Origin of the sequence: Bradyrhizobium sp. BRP22, from assembly GCF_020194175.1 — a bacterium.
Lineage (GTDB): Bacteria > Pseudomonadota > Alphaproteobacteria > Rhizobiales > Xanthobacteraceae > Bradyrhizobium.
The window spans coordinates 15,237-32,902 of sequence record NZ_JADYVX010000025.1 but is presented as its reverse complement, the minus strand read 5'-3'; the positions used below and the strand labels follow the sequence as shown (position 1 = coordinate 32,902).

The 17,666-nt window shown below is 58.3% G+C and carries 15 protein-coding genes; 14 read left to right on the top strand and 1 reads right to left on the bottom strand.

Annotation, left to right across the window (positions count from 1 at the left end; all coding sequences use genetic code 11):
• Positions 1–75 precede the first annotated feature (75 nt).
• The 14 genes from I6F35_RS26465 (at position 76) to I6F35_RS26400 (ending at position 16,404) form a co-directional block, all read left to right on the top strand.
• A complete protein-coding gene (locus I6F35_RS26465; protein WP_225120600.1) occupies positions 76–1,956 on the top strand; it encodes a methylmalonyl-CoA mutase family protein in 1,881 nt (626 codons plus the stop codon).
• Between the two features lie 34 nt (positions 1,957–1,990).
• Positions 1,991–4,144 (top strand): methylmalonyl-CoA mutase, encoded by a 2,154-nt coding sequence (gene scpA, locus I6F35_RS26460; protein ID WP_225120677.1) that lies wholly within the window; start codon positions 1,991–1,993, stop codon positions 4,142–4,144.
• Positions 4,145–4,755: 611 nt separating this feature from the next.
• The gene (locus I6F35_RS26455; protein WP_225120599.1) at positions 4,756–5,115 is read left to right on the top strand and encodes a VOC family protein; all 360 of its coding nucleotides are present in this window, start codon (positions 4,756–4,758) and stop codon (positions 5,113–5,115) included.
• Positions 5,116–5,237: 122 nt separating this feature from the next.
• Complete coding sequence (locus tag I6F35_RS26450) at positions 5,238–5,693, top strand: flavin reductase family protein (protein WP_225120598.1); 456 nt, start codon at positions 5,238–5,240, stop codon at positions 5,691–5,693.
• A gap of 253 nt (positions 5,694–5,946) precedes the next feature.
• Positions 5,947–6,816, top strand: coding sequence for a branched-chain amino acid ABC transporter permease (locus I6F35_RS26445; protein WP_225120597.1), 870 nt, complete (start codon positions 5,947–5,949; stop codon positions 6,814–6,816).
• Positions 6,800–7,831, top strand: coding sequence for a branched-chain amino acid ABC transporter permease (locus I6F35_RS26440; RefSeq protein WP_225120596.1), 1,032 nt, complete (start codon positions 6,800–6,802; stop codon positions 7,829–7,831). Before I6F35_RS26445 ends, I6F35_RS26440 begins: the two co-directional genes overlap by 17 nt.
• Positions 7,828–8,553 carry an ABC transporter ATP-binding protein gene (locus I6F35_RS26435; RefSeq protein ID WP_130214642.1) on the top strand — a complete coding sequence of 242 codons (726 nt, stop codon included), beginning with the start codon at positions 7,828–7,830 and terminating at the stop codon, positions 8,551–8,553. The genes I6F35_RS26440 and I6F35_RS26435 overlap by 4 nt, the downstream gene beginning before the upstream one ends.
• Complete coding sequence (locus I6F35_RS26430; RefSeq protein WP_225120595.1) at positions 8,546–9,265, top strand: ABC transporter ATP-binding protein; 720 nt, start codon at positions 8,546–8,548, stop codon at positions 9,263–9,265. The genes I6F35_RS26435 and I6F35_RS26430 overlap by 8 nt, the downstream gene beginning before the upstream one ends.
• A 193-nt stretch (positions 9,266–9,458) precedes the next feature.
• Positions 9,459–10,220 (top strand): enoyl-CoA hydratase/isomerase family protein, encoded by a 762-nt coding sequence (locus I6F35_RS26425; protein ID WP_225120594.1) that lies wholly within the window; start codon positions 9,459–9,461, stop codon positions 10,218–10,220.
• Between the two features lie 6 nt (positions 10,221–10,226).
• Positions 10,227–10,994, top strand: a complete 768-nt coding sequence (locus tag I6F35_RS26420; protein WP_225120593.1) for a creatininase family protein — start codon at positions 10,227–10,229, stop codon at positions 10,992–10,994.
• A 221-nt stretch (positions 10,995–11,215) separates the two neighbouring features.
• Complete coding sequence (locus tag I6F35_RS26415) at positions 11,216–12,346, top strand: LLM class flavin-dependent oxidoreductase (RefSeq protein ID WP_225120592.1); 1,131 nt, start codon at positions 11,216–11,218, stop codon at positions 12,344–12,346.
• A gap of 29 nt (positions 12,347–12,375) precedes the next feature.
• A complete protein-coding gene (locus tag I6F35_RS26410; protein ID WP_225120591.1) occupies positions 12,376–13,155 on the top strand; it encodes an enoyl-CoA hydratase-related protein in 780 nt (259 codons plus the stop codon).
• A gap of 1 nt (position 13,156) precedes the next feature.
• Positions 13,157–15,028, top strand: a complete 1,872-nt coding sequence (locus I6F35_RS26405) for an AMP-binding protein (protein ID WP_225120590.1) — start codon at positions 13,157–13,159, stop codon at positions 15,026–15,028.
• Between the two features lie 143 nt (positions 15,029–15,171).
• The gene (locus tag I6F35_RS26400) at positions 15,172–16,404 is read left to right on the top strand and encodes an ABC transporter substrate-binding protein (protein ID WP_225120589.1); all 1,233 of its coding nucleotides are present in this window, start codon (positions 15,172–15,174) and stop codon (positions 16,402–16,404) included.
• 53 nt (positions 16,405–16,457) lie between these two features.
• Here the strand turns inward: I6F35_RS26400 and I6F35_RS26395 are convergent, their stop codons facing one another.
• Complete coding sequence (locus I6F35_RS26395) at positions 16,458–17,321, bottom strand: helix-turn-helix transcriptional regulator (protein WP_225120588.1); 864 nt, start codon at positions 17,319–17,321, stop codon at positions 16,458–16,460.
• Between the last annotated feature and the right edge of the window lie 345 nt (positions 17,322–17,666).

Sequence of the window (17,666 nt, the reverse complement as noted above, 5' to 3'; positions counted from 1 at the left end):
CTGCAGGAATTCCGGTTACTTGCAGACAGAAGTGATGCTGGTCAGCTCGGCGGCACTTGGGACTGAGTGGGGTTGATGAATACCGAACGGTTTGCATTGGCATCGGGCTTTGCGCCTGCTTCACGCGACGACTGGCGCAGGCTGGTTGATGGCGTGCTAAAGGGAGCGCCGTTCGAAAAGCTGATTGGAAAGACGTACGACGGCTTGAGAATCGAGCCGATTTACCTCCGCGCGAAAGACACTACGCCTGTCGAGGGGCGGGCGCCCGCGGCGCCTTGGCAGATCATGCAGCGCATCGATCATCCGGACGCGGTGACGGCCAACAGGCAGGCCCTTCAGGATCTGGAGAACGGAGCGACGGGCTTGGCGCTCGTCTTTGCCGGCGCCAACTGTAGCCGCGGGTTCGGCCTCGATCAAACGGCGGACGCCGTCGCCAAAGCGTTAAAGGACGTCCATCTTGATGCCGGCATTGGGATTGAACTTCAGATTGGTACACACGGGAGTAAGACCGCGATCCATGTCGCGGAATATGTGAAGTCGGTCGGCCTCGATCCTGCCGTTTGCGATATTCGATTTGGGCTCGATCCGCTGGGTGCGTGCGCCCTACGCGGATGCAGTCCATACACTTGGGACGAAATCGTGCGGACCGTTGCCAGCTCGATCAAGGGGCTTGTAACGCTGGGGTTCAGGGGGCCCTTTGCCGTGAGCGATGGGCGTATCGTTCATGATGCCGGCGGCTCAGAAGTGCAGGAGCTTTCCTTCGTGCTTGCCTGCGGCGTGGCATATCTGCACGCTTTGGAGGCGGCGCGCATTCCGCTGGACGAAGCGCGAAGCATGATCTATGCGCGACTCTCTGCTGACGCCGACCAGTTTTTGACCATGGCTAAATTCCGCGCGCTGCGACTCCTCTGGGCGCGCATTGAATCCGCGTGCGGTCTCGCGCCAAGGCCGCTGTTCATTGCGGCTGATAGCTCCTGGCGTATGTTGACCCGGCGCGATCCCTACGTAAACATGTTGCGCGCTACCTTGGCAACATTCTCTGCGGGAATCGCCGGTGCCAATGCGATCACGGTGCTGCCGCACACGTTGGCGCTGGGCCTCCCAGACTCGTTTGCCCGGCGCGTGGCTCGCAACACGCAGCTTCTGCTGCTGGAGGAAAGCAATCTTGCCAAGGTTAGCGATCCTGCCGCAGGTGCTGGCGGCATTGAGGCGCTAACAACGGAGCTTTGCGACGCGGCCTGGAAGAGTTTCCAAGAGACTGAAAATGCGGGCGGCATCTTTGCGGCTCTCCAGCAGGGAACGCTTCAGGCGAAGATCACAGCTACGCGCAGAGCGCGCGATGCCAATCTCGCGAAGCGCCGCGACCCGCTGACAGGAGTGAGCGAATTCGCAACCCTTGGCGAAGGCGCAGCGGCGGTACTGAACGTAACACCGATGGCCCCTCCGCCTAACGTGGACCAGAGATTCGTATTCGATGCATTGCCGCCGATCCGGCTTGCGGAACCATTCGAATCGCTCCGCGACAAGTCCGATGCGATATTGAAGCTAGGCGGCGTGCGGCCGCGAGTGTTTCTTGCTTGTCTGGGCACACCGACCGACTTTACGGCCCGCGCGACCTTCGCGAAGAGCTTCTTCGAAGCCGGAGGAATTGAGGCTATCGACGGCGCAGGCGTCGCCGACCCAGCCGAGCTTGCCCTCGCATTCACGGGCTCTGGTGCCGAACTCGCCTGCCTTTGCTCCAGCGATAAGATCTATGCGGAGCGCGCCGAGATCTCGGCCCAAGCACTTCAGCAAGTCGGTGCTAGGCACGTCTATTTGGCGGGACTTCCCTCTCAATCCGAGGCCACGTTTCGGCGGGCTGGCATCGGGAGCTTCATTCACGTCAGTTGCGACGCCTTGGCGACGCTAAGTGCCGCTTACGACTGGATGCAAAACCCGAAGATTTCCTTCGGATAATTGCCAATCGAACGCGAGCACTCAAATGTCATCCATCAGTGGTATCCCGAATTTTGCTAATGTTGCTTTCGAAAGGTGCTCGGTCATCGCCTCTTCTGTTCCCGTCGATCCGTGGGTGACTCCGGAGGGCATTCCGGTCAAGTCAGCATACGGAGAAGCGGATATCGCCGGGCTCGATTTCCTTGAGACTTGGCCAGGCATCGCGCCCTACCTGCGCGGCCCCTACCCGACCATGTATGTCAACCAGCCCTGGACCATCAGGCAATATGCCGGCTTCTCCACGGCGGAAGATTCCAACGCATTCTACCGCCGCAACCTTGCCGCCGGGCAGAAGGGCCTCTCGGTCGCCTTCGATCTCGCCACCCACCGCGGCTACGACTCCGATCATCCGCGCGTCTCCGGCGACGTCGGCATGGCCGGCGTGGCCATCGATTCCGTCTACGACATGCGTACGCTGTTCGCAGGGATTCCGCTCGACCAGATGAGCGTGTCCATGACCATGAACGGCGCGGTGCTGCCGATCCTCGCGCTCTACGTCGCGGCCGCCGAGGAACAGGGGGTGCCACCGGAAAAGCTGTCAGGGACGATTCAGAATGACATTCTGAAAGAGTTCATGGTGCGCAACACCTATATCTATCCGCCGGCGCCCTCGATGCGGATCATCTCCGACATCTTCGCCTACACCTCCACGAGGATGCCGAAATACAATTCGATCTCGATCTCCGGCTATCACATGCAGGAGGCCGGCGCGACGCAGGACCTGGAGCTTGCCTACACGCTCGCCGACGGCGTCGACTATTTGCGCGCCGGCCTTGCCGCCGGCCTCGACGTTGATCGCTTCGCGCCGCGCCTGTCGTTCTTCTGGGCGATCGGCATGAACTTCTTCATGGAGGTTGCCAAGCTGCGCGCCGCGCGGCTGCTCTGGGCAAATCTGCTGAAGCCGTTCAATCCAAAGGACCCCCGCTCGCTGTCGCTGCGCACCCACAGCCAGACCTCGGACTGGTCGCTGACCGCCCAGGACGTCTTCAACAATGTGATGCGCACCACGGTCGAGGCCATGGCCGCGACGCAGGGCCACACCCAGTCGCTGCACACCAACGCGCTCGACGAGGCACTGGCGCTGCCGACCGACTTCTCCGCGCGCATCGCCCGCAACACCCAGCTCTTCCTGCAGCAGGAGAGCGGCACCACCCGCATCATCGATCCCTGGGGCGGCTCGTATTATGTCGAGCGGCTGACTTGCGATCTCGCCGCAAAAGCCTGGGGCCACATCCAGGAGATCGAGGAACTCGGCGGCATGGCCAAGGCGATCGAGGCCGGCGTGCCCAAGCTGCGCATCGAGGAGGCCTCCGCCAAGACGCAAGCCCGGATCGATGCCGGCAAGCAGGCAGTGATCGGGGTCAACAAATACAAGCCGACCGACGAAGTGCCGATCGAAATCCTGAAAGTCGACAATACCAATGTGCGCCGCTTGCAGATCGACAAGCTCAGCCGGCTGAAATCCGAGCGCAACCAGAAGGATGTCGATGCCGCGCTGGCCGCGCTGACGCGCTCGGCCGGCGAAGGCAACGGCAATCTGCTTGCACTCGCGATCGACGCCGCGCGGGCGAAGGCCACCGTCGGCGAAATCTCGGACGCGATGGAGAAGGTGTTCGGCCGGCACCGCGCCGAGATCAAATCCATCACCGGCGTCTACAAGCGGGAGGCGTCCAGCATGGGCAATCAGGTCGAGAAGGTTCAGGCGCTGATCGACGCCTTCGAGGAGGCCGAGGGCCGCCGCCCGCGCATCCTGGTCGCCAAGATCGGCCAGGACGGCCACGATCGCGGCCAGAAGGTGATCGCCTCGGCGTTCGCCGATATCGGGTTCGACGTCGACATCGGGCCGTTGTTTGCCACCGCCGACGAAGCGGCACGGCAAGCGGTCGAGAACGACGTCCACATCCTCGGCGTCTCCTCGCTCGCCGCCGCCCACCTCACCGCCGTGCTGGAACTGAAGGCCGCGCTGAAGAAGCATGGCCGCGACGACATCATGATCATCGTCGGCGGCGTGGTGCCGCCGCAGGATTACGATGCGCTCTACGCCGCCGGCGCTGAGGCGATCTTCCCGCCGGGCACGGTGATCGCGGAAGCCGCGGAACAGCTGATCCACAAGCTCAATACCCGGCTCGGGCACAGCGAGGCGGCATAGCCTGAATACAAGCTCCCCCGAGCGCTCGTCCGAATATGACTAGCAGGCAGCAATCATGTCGACCCTAGATCGAATTCGTCATGAGATAGATCACATGCGCGTCCAGATCGGACGTCACCGAAGGGAAGCGTCTCGACTGCGACATGCAGGAATAGACGTGGGCGCAACGGAAGCGCTCATCGGCAAGATACAGGCGAAAATTCTAGAATTATGTTCTGAGAGAGATGAGCTGAGAAAGATGCAGCCGAGTCGACAAAGGGTAGGGTCGGCCGTCGGAAATGGTGAATCCGAGAGCTGGCGCAGGGTAGAAATTGCAGTGCCAGCGTTTTGTCCATAGCTCCGCTGGAATAAGCGGCAGAGTTGCCTCAGGCCTGCGCACTTCGATCAGAGCAGTTCGAACCCAGCCGCAACAAAACCATATCCTCTCGCGGTACCGGCTAGCGAAGGCGGAGTCTTGCATCCGTAGGCAACAGCATAAAATGCTGATTGGTCATGCGGGGCGTGACGACTTTGAACATTAATGCCGAAGGGACAGCGCAACTATGATCACACAATTGTAGTCCGCGGCGGAGGCGCGAATTAACGGTCCACGCCAAATAAGGAGTGAGAAGATGAAGCTTAAGCACGTCTATCTTACCGCTCCGGAACCTGAAGCATTAGCCCGCTTTTACGAAGCACTTGGATTGACGATCCGCTTTGTCGACCGTGGCAAGTGGATTCAGTTCGTAGGAGATAAGGCCGCCTTTTGCTTAGCAAGCCTGGCGGAATCCGCGTCCGAGCAGTCTCGGAATGCTGTGGTTGTATTCGAGGTGGAGGATATGGATGCTGCGCTTGAGCGAGCGCGGGCGGTGGGCGCTGAGCTCGTCGGTGAAGTTCGGGAGATGGGGGCGCATGGCCGGGTGGCCCATTTGAAAGATCCGCAACGCAACACAATTCAGTTCTTTCAGGCCGTGGTCAAGAACGGCAGCTAACCATCTTTCTGAATTTGCTTCGGTTCGATTTATCGGGGAAGCCTATCACCATGAACTTCCGAGTGTCGCCCATGCCTAGTCAAGAAATCCCGGCGTTCAGTAGCAAGGAATTCCGGAGTGCAATGCGCAACGTGCCGGGTGCAGTGTCTATCGTAACTACGGGGGTGCATCCTGGCAGGCACGGTTTGACGCTGACGGCTGGTTGCTCATTGTCGACGGAGCCATCGAGCGTGCTCGTCTGCGTGAACAAGTCGGCTGGCGGTCACGATACGATAAAGCAGAGCGGATCATTCTGCTGGAATATTCTTGCGGCGGATCACGCCGAGCTGGCAAGAAAGTTCTCCGGGCAGGACGGCAGCAAAGGTGACATACGCTTTACCGAGGGTTTGTGGCGCGAACTGATTACGGGAGCTCCAAGTCTGATCGATGCGATTTGTAGCTTCGATTGCCGATTGTCTGATTCTCACGATGCTGGCAGTCACACGATCTTCGTCGGTGAGGTGGTCGCGCAGGCGATAAACGCGGATCGCGAACCACTTGTCTATGTGAATGGCGAATTCACAGTACCGAAGCGCTAGAACTCCGACTGGTTTCGGGGAGCGTGCTTGAGGCGTGGCGGATCCTAGCAGGCCGCTTCTATGAACTGCTGTTTAGCGCCAACAAAGGTCAATTCTGGAGCAAGGGGGCGGCGATGAACGTCGAGGGGATCAGGCGGAAAGCCATTAGCGAAGTCATCTCGATTTGGAGCGATGGAGGGCAGGCGCCAGTCGCGCCTTCAGGCATCCCAATGTCCCGGCTGCGGTGTCCACTCGTACCGCTCGTTGCTCACTAATGTTGTCACTTTGGCTCAACGTTCTTGCGAGCGGCATTCTGCTTGGTCTCGTCTATGGCCTGGTGGCGCTAGGGTTGTCCATCATATTCGGCGTGATGCGGGTGGTAAACTTCGCCCACGGTGAGATGGTCGTCTTCGGCGTCTATATCGGATACTGGGCGGTTCGTCTTTGGAACGTCCCGATTATCGTAGCGGCAGCAATAGCTGCGGTCGTCATGTTCTTTTTCGGGTACCTCCTGGAAGCGGTGATAGTGAAGCGGTTCGTCAACCGGCCCCATCATTACCAATTCATTGTATTCATCGGTCTATCACTGCTCTTTAGCGGCGTCCTTCTGGTCGCCTTCGGGCCTGACCCGCGTCCGACTGCTTCTCAACTATCATTTCGCACTGTATCACTCGGCTTCGTGACGCTCGATCTGGCGAGATTGCAGGCGGCGATAACCGCGGGTGTGCTTATCGCTCTGCTGGGAGTATACCTCCGGTTTTCCTCGTTTGGCCGGGCGCTGCGAGCGGCCGCAGACAACCGGTTGGGAGGTCTTGTCGTTGGATTGAACATTCCTCGGGTCTACGCGGTGACCTTCGGAATTGGTGCTGCCTGCGCCGGTGTAGCCGGCGCGCTGATATCTCCTCTGTTTGATGCCCAACCCTATCTAGCCGTTGACTTCACTCTTCTTGCTTTCGTGACAGTCATTGTCGGTGGTCTCGGTAGCTTCAGCGGAGCGCTGCTGGGAGGCTTGGTTATCGGAGTCGCCGAGGCGATTGCGGCACTGATGTTCACACCGTCAATGAAGACCGCGCTTCCCTATGCGCTCCTCATCATCATCCTGATTTTCCGTCCGAGAGGGTTCTTCGGTGCAAAAGAGATTTGATGGCGGGCCTGAAATGAAGTGGTGGCTTGCTGGAGCGATGGTCTTCGTCGTTCTTACGTTAGTCGGCTCATTTGCAGATCCGTACTTCATCTCACTGATGACGATTGTGTTGCTATTCACTTTCCTGGGGCAGTCCTGGAACTTGATGCTTGGAATCGGCGGCCAGCTATCGATTGGCCATGCACTTTTTGTTGGGCTAGGGGCCTATTCGGTTGGCGTCCTCTACGTAAAGTACGGAATCTCGCCGTGGATTGGCCTCTTCCTTGGAATGATCATTGCCGGGTCAGTCGGTGCGGCATTGGCGTGGCTGAGCTTCCGCTTCGAAGTGCGCGGAATTTATTTCGCGCTGTTGACGATTGCGGCTGCGGAGTTCGCCAGGCTCATGTTCAGTGGATGGGAGTTCGTTGGCGCAATGCAAGGGTTGTTCTTTCCGGCGCCAACTGGCGCGATCGAATTCTCAATGCTCCGGGGTGGAGCCCGCTTCTATTACTTTGTCGCGCTCGCACTGGCCGCGCTGGGAATTATAGGAACCGGACTCATTTCACGATCCTACCTCGGATACGTGTGGCGAGCGATGCGAGACGATGAACCGGCCGCACGAGCGCTGGGCGTCCGCACTTTCCGACACAAAATTCTTGTGATCTCCGTATCCGCCGCAGCGGCTGCGGCCGGCGGTGGGGTTCTGGGACTCGTGCAAGGGTCGATATTCCCGGACTCGATCATGGGTATGGGGCTCTCCGTTGATGTGCTGATCGGACCTGTGGTCGGTGGGCTGGGGACGACGTTCGGTCCTCTGATTGGCTCGCTTGCCGCGATCCCTCTGAACCATTTGATGAGTGCCATCGGCGACAATCTTCGGATTCCGGGGCTGAACAATATCACGTACGGTATTGTCCTCATTTTGGTCGTCTGGTTTCTGCCAGATGGCATCTGGCCGGCGATCGTGCGTCTCTGCAAAGCAATTCAGGCGCCATCCCGACTGTGGTTGCCGCATCTGAGGAAGGCCGAGGAATGACGGCTTTATTGGAAGTAAAGAACCTCTCTCGATCGTTTGGGGGATTGGTTGCGGTCAAGGACGTCAACTTCACGCTAGAGGCCGGACGTATTACTGCGCTCATTGGGCCGAATGGCGCGGGAAAGACGACCTGTTTCAACCTTGTCGCCGGCTCCCTGAGCCCGACCAGCGGGCAGGTGTTCTTCGAAGGACGCCAGATCGACAGTACCCCTCCGGAAATTGTCTGCAGGATGGGTATCGCAAGAACATTTCAAATCGTTCGACCAATGCGCGATATGTCCGTGCTCGAGAACGCAATGGTGGGCGCCTTCAGCTGGACCAAAAGCGTAAAGGAAGCCAAATCGAAAGCCTACGAATCCCTTGAAAGCGTCGGACTTGCCGGCAAGGCCAATGCGCGGACGGACCAGCTAACGCTTCCGGATCGGAAAATGCTGGAGACGGCGAAGGCGTTATCCACCCGGCCAAAACTGCTGTTGCTGGATGAAGTAATGGCGGGCCTTCGACCGACAGAAGCGGCGGGTGTCGTCCGAGTGCTGCAGACACTTGCCGAAGGCGGCCTGACGATCCTCCTGGTCGAACACGTCATGCGGATCGTGATGGAAGTCGCGTCGAACGTCGTCGTACTTCATCACGGTGCCAAGATCGCGGAGGGAAGTCCCGCAGAAGTGGTTGCCGATCAGAAGGTTCTTGATAGCTATCTAGGGGCAGGCTTCCATGCTTGACGCGGCGCTCTTATCGATTGACGGGCTCTCTGTTGCCTACGACGGATCGAGCGCATTAAACGGTGTCTCGCTGCAGATACACAAAGGAGAGTTGATCTGCGTCGTTGGGGCGAATGGTGCAGGGAAAACGTCGCTCATCAGATCAATCTCGGGTATAGTACGATCTTCGAGTGGCACCGTAAAAATGAACGGCGTCAATATTACTGGGCTGCCCCCATGGGAGATCTGCGAACGCGGTATAGCGCAGGTCGCCGAGGGTCGACAAATTTTCGGCAGCCTTGCTGTCGAGGAAAATCTTTTGCTAGGCGGATCGCTGAAGCGCGCGAAGGCCCATCAGCTCGAGACGCTTGAGTTCGTCTACCAGCTATTTGAGAGACTGCGGGAGCGTAGACGGCAACTGGCCGGGACGCTATCCGGGGGCGAACAGCAGATGTTGGCGATCGGACGTGCGATCATGTCGAAGCCCGAAATCGTCATGTTCGACGAGCCGTCGATTGGGTTATCGCCTGCACTTACGGACGTGATGTTTGGCGTAGTGAAATCGCTCCACGAGCAAGGCATTACAGTGCTGCTGGTCGAACAGAACGTGGCGAAATCGCTTGCCTTGAGCAATCGCGGCTACGTCCTGGAGAATGGTTCAATCGTACTGCACGGATCGAGTCACGAATTGCTCAACAATTCCGAGATTCAACGCGCATATCTCGGAATGTAGCGGAGCTGTGGCGCAAATTGCGCAGCACTGTGCTCTCTCTTACTCAACGGTCCCACGGACCAGCGGAATTGCACAGCGGTCGAAGCAGATAATGCCGCGATGTGCCACTGGGGCAACCTTTTGTGTTGATGCCTACCGACGATGAAGCGGTGTACAGCAATCAATTCCGAGGTACGTCACCTAGACTCTACTCATGATACAGGATGATGCCCTCTTAATCGATCGCGACCTTGACCTGGTCACAATGACCATGAATAGGCCACCGGCAAACGCGTTAAACAACGGACTAGTTGAGCGCTTGCTGGAGGCCTTTCGGGCGCTTGGCAGCCAGGCGGCGCCGCCAGGTATTGTTCTGACTGGCCAGGGTGCCCGGTTCTTCAGTGCAGGCGGCGACATAAAGGAAGTGACGGGCATCGAGATATCCCGGCCTCGTATGAGGTCGTTCCATGCGCTCCTTTGCGAGATGGAGCGATATCCGGCGCCGCTTGTGTGTGCCGTCCGAGGTTACGCTGTCGGCGGCGCGTTGGAATTTCTTCTGCACGCCGACTACGTGATCGCGAATGGCGAGTGTAAGATCGGGTTCCCGGAAATCAACCATGGTCTTTTGCCTGCGGCCAAAGGCATGCGGAAGGCAGTGCAGAAACTGGGACTTCGTGATGCGCGAGCGCTGCTATATTGGGGCGATCTGGTCGATGCAAGGAAAGCACTCGAGGTCGGAGCAATCGACGAGATTGCAGCGACTTCGGCCGTGACGTCGCGGGCGTTAGAAGTGTGTAAGCACCTTCGCGGAAAGGATCAAAGGCTATTTGCGGCCATCAAGCGCTCGCTGAATCTGACGGACCAGATGGACGACGCCTCCCTTGAGGCGATGACAATTGAGGATCTTGGGGCCTACCTGACGGGAGACAGTTCGGCAGACGCGCGGGCCCGATTTCTGTCGAAAAACGCAAAGTAGGCATCGATGACCGAATTCGCTTCTTCCGATGAAGTTCGACTGGAGTTGATGAATTTTGAGCAAGTGTCGGCCGCCCTGGCGCAGGGGACGTCGACGATCCTGGTACCGTGCGGGGCCGTCGAGCAACATGGACCGCATCTTCCTCTTTGCATGGATGCCGACCACGCTGATGCGCTCGCATCGAAGGTGGCACGGCATCTTGGAAATGCTTTGATCGCACCGACAATCAAGGTCGGCTGCTCAGCTCACCATCTCGTCTTTCCCGGCACAATCTCCCTTCGTCCTGAAACGTTCGAAGCAATCTGCCTGGACTACTGCACAAGTCTCGCTCGGCACGGCTTCAAGCGGATCCTGCTGTTCTCGGGACACATCGGCAATTTTCCAATCCTGCGCGACATGCTTCCTCGATTGAAGCAGGCAGTTCCCCAAGACGTCAAGATCGACGCATTCTCCGATTCGATCGCCTGGATCGACAGGTGGCGAAGCGCCGTCAAAGAGGCCGGTGCAAACCCAGATGCGGTCGGCGGGCATGCCGACATAGCTGAGACGTCTCTCATGCTGTATCTCCGTCCCGACAGCGTGCGGCCGGATCGGTTCGAGCCGGGGCACCTTGGCGCGTTGTCTGAAGAGCAACTTCAGTCCATGTGGAGAAACGGCATCAAATCGGTCACTGCCAACGGCATCATTGGCGATCCGCATGGGTCGACTGCAGCAATTGGCGAGCGATGCCTTGAGGCGATAACCGAGCTTCTCGTCGCGTCTTTTGGCAAATAGACCGGGTCGTATCGAGCGCATCCCGCTCTTCGAGCGCTATCCCCTACGTAAATAGCCACGTCGTTGCGACGAAGGACGTCGATGTCCTGAGACATGACGCGGTTCGGCTGCGTACAGCACAAAATGTGGAAAGTTGCGTCGCGAGACCCTGCATTCGGACGAAAATATTGCTGTGCTTATGAAATGTTAGGCCATCTCGAAACTCCCTGGGGATTAAGAAGATGGCACTTACGTTCGGGTTTTGGTCGGAGCAGGAAACCCAGGTCGGGCAGAGTTATGCGCGCCGACTTCATGAGCTGGTGGACGAGGTGCGCCTCGCAGAAAAAATGGGATTCGATTGCGCCTCGCTCTCCGAACAACACGTCGCATTGGGCGGCATTTCGAGCTCGGCGCCGGAAGTGGTCTATGGCTACCTCGCTGCCGTTACCTCGCGTATCAAGCTGAGGCCGGCGGTCACTCTGATGCCGCAGAAGATCAATCACGCCTTGCGGACCGCGGAGCGCTTGGCGGTGACAGATATTCTCTCGAACGGTCGCATGGAGTTCTACGGCGGCCGAGCCAATACGACCATTGCCATGCGTGCGTTCAACGTCGATCCCGGTGAGACGCTCGCTCAAATGGAGGAGGGGATCGCTCTTCTGAAGAAATCGATGCGCGAAGACATCTTCACCTTCGAGGGAAAGTACTACCAGGTTCCGCCGCGAATGCTCGTGCCGAAGCCACTGCAGAAGCCGCATCCGGTCATCGGCATCGCTGCAACGAGCGAACGCAGTCACAGCTGGGCTGGCGCCGAGGGCCTCGCTGTCATGAGCAATTCGATCTACCAGGGATGGGAGGTCCAGGAAAAGCTGCTCAACTCCTATCGTCGATCCTGGAAGCGCGACGAGCTTGGGCCGCTTGAGCGCCCACGCATCGGCATTCCGCTCTTTTTTGGGATTGGTCCTACGGATCAGAAGGCGAAGGAAGACTACGCCGAGCCGTTGATGAATTATGCGAAGATCTCGACCGACGCTTATCCGCGCTTGGCAAAGATTGCCGATGATTACGCGTACATGAGCGAGAGCGTACCCGCCATGGAGCGCGCCGCCAAGGACTGGGACTATCTGCTCAATCACTCGGCAACTACGGTTTGCGGAAGCCCCGATACCGTCATTCGACAGATCGAAAAGTTCCAGGCATTGGGCGTTGACGAGGTCCTTCTGCATCTGGACTCCGTGAATCACGAGAAGATCATGGAAGCGATCGAAATGGTCGGGCGCTACGTCATCCCGCACTTCAACGACAGAAACAATGTCGTGCGGCCGACTGAGGAGATCCTCGGTCAGATTCGCGCCATGCGGCCCCAAAAGTAAAGTTGCTAGGAAAACACGGGAGCAGACCAATGTCGAAGCAGGGCTACAAATATCTGATTGTCGAGCGGCGGCCGAGCGGTGTTGCCGTCGTAACCATGAATCGCCCGGAAATCCTGAATGCGATCAACTGGGATATGCACCACGAGCTGGAGCGCGTCTTCGTCGAGCTGGACGACGACAAGGCGACACGCGCAATCGTGCTGACGGGCGCCGGGCGCGGCTTCTGTTCCGGTGGCGATCAGAAGACGCTCGACAAGAGCCCGATTCCTTCGCCGACCCGAGGTGGGCGTCATCTGATTCGGAATATGCTGGAAGTCGAAGTCCCGATCATTGCTGCGGTCAACGGCGTTGCCGTTGGTCTCGGCGCGACGCTCGCGCTCTTCTGCGATGTCATCTTCGCAAATCCAACAGCACGGTTTGCCGATACGCATGTTACGGCGGGCGTCGTCGCGGGCGACGGTGGGGCTGTGATCTGGCCTCTTCTGATGGGACCAGCCCGTGCGAAACACTATCTCATGACCGGCGAATTCATTTCCGCGGAGAAGGCGGCTTCCATCGGAATGATCAACGACCTCATTTCCGACAGAGACGTCAAGGAGGCCGCGATCGAATACGCTGAGATGCTCGCGAGCGGTCCGAGGGAAGCGATCATTTGGACCAAATACAGCGTCAACAAGATCATCAAGCAATACGCGCACCTATTGCTGGATACGTCGACTGCTCTGGAGACCATCACTTTCGCATCGCCTGAGCGGAGGGATGCGGTCGCCGCGTTCGCCGAAAAGCGCAAGCGTTTCGCGGAGCGGTGAAATGGACGTCGAACACTTCACGTCGGGGGCTCAGTTCGCGGATGTAACCATTCCGCAGCTTCTGAGTTCTCGACGAGCGGCGCGGCCGGACGAGATAGCATTCAAGCAGAAGCGCCGGGGCGAATGGACTGCGACAACCTGGAGGCAGTATTCAGATCTGGTCGCCAATTTGGCCGCGGCTCTGCAGAGAGCCAGATTCAAACACGGTGACCGTGCGGCCATCATGGGAGACGTGTCCCAGGAGTGGCTGCTTGCGGACATGGCGACGATCTGCGCCGGCGGAGTGATGGTCGGCGTCTATTTTACGTCATCGCCAGAAGAAGTTGGCTACTACCTCAGCGATTCCGGAGCATCCTTCGTCTTTGTCGGGAGCGAACTTCAACTCAATATTGTCCTGGCGTCAGGCCTGGCCGACAAGTTGAGGAAAATCATAGTGCTCGACCCGGAGTGGAAGGGAGCGGGCGGCTCCGCAAATGTTGTCCCGCTCCAGGAGTTCTTGAGAGGAATCTCGGTCGACGCTGATTTGTTCCTTAGGGAGCAGATTGCGAAATCAAAGGCAAGCGATCTCGCGAGCATTGGGTACACATCCGGTACGACGGGGTTTCCGAAAGGTGCGATGCTAACCCACCTTTCGCTACTCGCTGGCGCGCACTCAGTAACAACCTTCAATTCGAGTTTGCGTTCCGATGCGCATCGCGTCGTGGTGCATCTTCCGATGTCCCACACGGTTGCGCGCGCGCAGGCAACGACGTTGCCGTTGCTGATCCGGCTTGTGCCGTACTTTGGGGAATCGAGCGCTGATTTCGCTCAAACGATCAAGGAAGTGAAGCCAACCTACTTCATGGCTCCGCCGAGGTTTTATCAGAGGTTTGCCACCCAGATCCTCAGCAAGGTTCATTCGGGGTCTGAGAAGCAGAAGCAAGACTACCAATTTGCGATGACGATCGCTCGCAAGGCGCTCGACGACCGGCAGGCCGGCGGTGTGCCCAACCCGTTCATATCCGCCCTGTTCGCAGTCTGCCAGGAACGGATTTTCCGTCCCTTGCTTGCCGAGGTCGGGTTTGAAGATCTCACCGTCGCCTATACGTCGTCGGCCGCGATGCCTTCCGAACTCATGTCTCTGTGGCAGCTGTGGGGATTGCAGCTAAAGGAATGCTACGGGCAGACCGAGCTGGTTGGAGCGAACCTGGTCCAGATGGCTGAATGGCCGGAAGCGGGAACCGTAGGCGTCCCCGTGCATGATGCGGCTTGGCAAACTGCCGTTCTTGAAGACGGAGAAATGATCGTCAAAGGTCCCGGGCTCTTTGTCGGGTACTGGAATAAGCCAGAGGAAACGAAGTCGGCCCTCCGCGATGGCTGGCTTTATACCGGCGATATCGTGGAGATTGGGCCGACAGGCCTGTTCAAGCTGGTCGATCGAAAGAAGGAGATCATCAACACATCCAACGGCAAATCGATCAGCCCCACGCAGATCGAGAATGAAATCCGGCACAGTCCCTTCATCTCCGAAGCGGCGGTGATCGGAGAAGGAAAGAAGTATCTGACCGCGTTGATCGAAGTAGATGCGACCGCGACAATGGAGTGGGCCAAATCGCGTGATCTTCGCATTGCGCACTATTCGGATCTGGCGGAGTCAGAGATCGTCGTCCGGATGGTTGAAGGCGAGATTGCCAAAGCGAACGGTCGGCTAGCGAGGGCCGAGCAGATCAAGGCCTTTCGAATACTTCCGGAGGAGCTCTCTCCGGAGAATGGGGTGATGACGCCAACGCGGAAAAAACGCCGCAAGCAAATAATGGAGCGGTACCGGTCACTGATCGATTCGCTCTATGACGATAGTGAGGAGAACCTGATCAAGACCGAGGTGGGAATGTAATCTGATCCGTTTCCGCTTCGTGCGATCATCAAGGTTGCTGAGCGCGTGTCGCGGCTGTGTTCGCGTTGCAGCGCTCTGTCATTCGTAAAGCTTCCCACCAAATCGCCGCAAGTTCCATTGTAGTCAACTGAAAGAGACTTCACATGAAGAATCGCATCGGTAACGGGTTTACTCGCCGGACCGTGCTCGGCAGCGGCGTTGGCATCGCCGCCGGGCTTGTATCGTGGCCGGTCAGGGCGGCGGGCCAAGTCAAGGTTAAGATCGGCGCGATCATGCCCAGCAGCGGCGTGTTGGCGTTCCCCGGACAGGCTTGCGTGCGCGGCATTGATCTCGGCGCGAAGTTTGCCAGACAGAAGTACGGCCATGAGATTGAGATCATTCACGCCGATACGCAGAGCCGGCCGGAAAATGGCCGCATCGCTGCAGAGAACCTGATCCGCCAGGGTTGTACGGTCCTTATCGGCGCCTGGGACTCGGGCGCGACCATCTCGGCGCTTCAGGCCTGCGAAGCAGCGAAGGTCCCGATGGTCGTACATATCGCCAGCGCGACCCAAGTGACCTCGCAGGGGTTCACTCAGGTCTTCCGCTACTATCCGACTTCGCTGATGATCATTCGTCAGTCGCTGATCGATTTGAAAGCTCTGTTGCCGACCCTCAACGGTCCGCCAGCCAGCGCGGTCGTCCTCCACCTCAACAACGTGATGGGGCAATCCAGCGCCACGAGCATAGCACAGGCCTGGAAAGAGGTCGATCTCCCGGTCAAGCTCACCGAGTTCATTCCATACGATGAGAAGGCCAAGGATCTCTCGGTCGAAGTTGCAAAGGCAAAAGCGACCGGCGCTGACATGCTTTTCCCGATTACCCGGGTCAACGACGCCATCATGATCACACGTGAGTGTGTAAAGCAGGGATGGAGCCCGAAAATGATCTACTCGGCGAATTCGAACGGCGTTATCGACAAGGCATATTACGACGCGCTCGGCAAATACGCTGACGGCGCGATGGCGTCGGCGCTCTACTACAATCCGAAGGCGCCCGACGCGCACAAAATTCTCGAGATGTTCGCGGCCGACTACCCCAATGAATGGCTCGACGCAAATGCGGCATGCGCCTTCGAGGCCGTGCAGATCGTCAGGGATGCGGTAAAGCGTGCGGGCTCGTCGGAATCGGGGGCAATTCACGACGCGCTTGAGCTGACGGAAATGCAGCCACTCTTGATGTCGTCTGGGACGATCAAATTTGACTCAAGCGGCCAAAACGTGAATTCCGCCGTGGCTCTGCTTCAGGCGCAAAAAGGCAAGCCGCGCGTCGTTTCACCGAAGGCAATTGCCGAAGCAGACCTGGAATATCCGCTGGTGCCCTTCAGCTCTCGATAAGGCGTCACGAACCAGCGCCCCGGTTCAATGCCGGGGCTGTGGTTCTATACGTGCTATGTGAAGGGCTGGTGATTGCTGAAGCTCGACCGTTCGGCGAGGAAGCGGCGGGGGCTCTTTCCCATTGTCTTCTTGAACATAGTGATGAATGCGCTCGGCGTCTCATAGCCCAGATCGAGCGAAACGGCCTGCACCGACGATCCGGCCGTCAAGCGTTGCAATGCGACCAAGATATGAAGCCGCTGCCGCCAGCGTCCGAATGTCATTCCGGTTTCCTTCAAGACCAGGCGGGCGAAGGTGCGCACACTCATTGCATACCGGGCGGCGAGTTCATCGATGGTGCTGCGGTCGCCGGGATCATTGAGCAGTGATGCCGCGAGATGTTGAAGTCGGCTGTCCGTGGAAATTGGCAAGTACATCTGTTCCGTGGACATCTGCACCAATTCGTCGAGCAGCACTCGACCGAGTCGGCTCGTCGGTCCTTCAATGGGATAAAGGGGCGGAAATACGGATAGCCGGTGTATCAACTCGCGAACGAGCGACGATATCGTGAATGTGCAGCAAGTGTTTGGAAGCATACTTGCCAGCGGATCGATGAAGACGAGGTAGACCTTTCCATTGTCTGATACGCAATTGCTATGCATGACCCCAGGAGGTATCCACACGGCTCCTTGCGGAGGAACGATCCATAACCCACCAGGGGCACGACACATGACTGATCCATGTGAGGCGACGACCAATTGTCCCTTCTTGTGCGAGTGCAGCGGGAGCTCGTCACCATGTTCACCAGTCTCAATGCACATCGAGACGATTGGGCGATCGAACTGATCCGGATCTATCGGGTCGTAATTGAGCCTAAGATCCGGCAGATTCATTCTGGCCAGGCTATGATCCATTTCAGATGCGGGTGACGTGCTCATTGAGTTCACTCGTTAATGGATACGGTTCCATCCGTCAGGTGGCGCGAGTGGAGCTCGCTTCGAGGGCCTGCGCGCGACAATAGCCCTTTGGCAAATGACCGTCACGAAAAAGTAACGTGGTCGAAAAGGGTCTAAGCCGTCGGCTCTGCCTTACCCAAGCGCGACATGAGCCGGATGGGCGGGTAGCCGTGCGGGCGCGATCCAGCCAGCCGCGACAAAGTGTGCTTTCCGGGTACCTCATTGTCCTCTCGCGCGCGACACGGCAGAGAATGCCAAGATCCGCAACAGCTGGCTCGTCCGATCGCGTGTTCAGCCCGAAATGTCGGAGTTTTCGGCGAGATATGC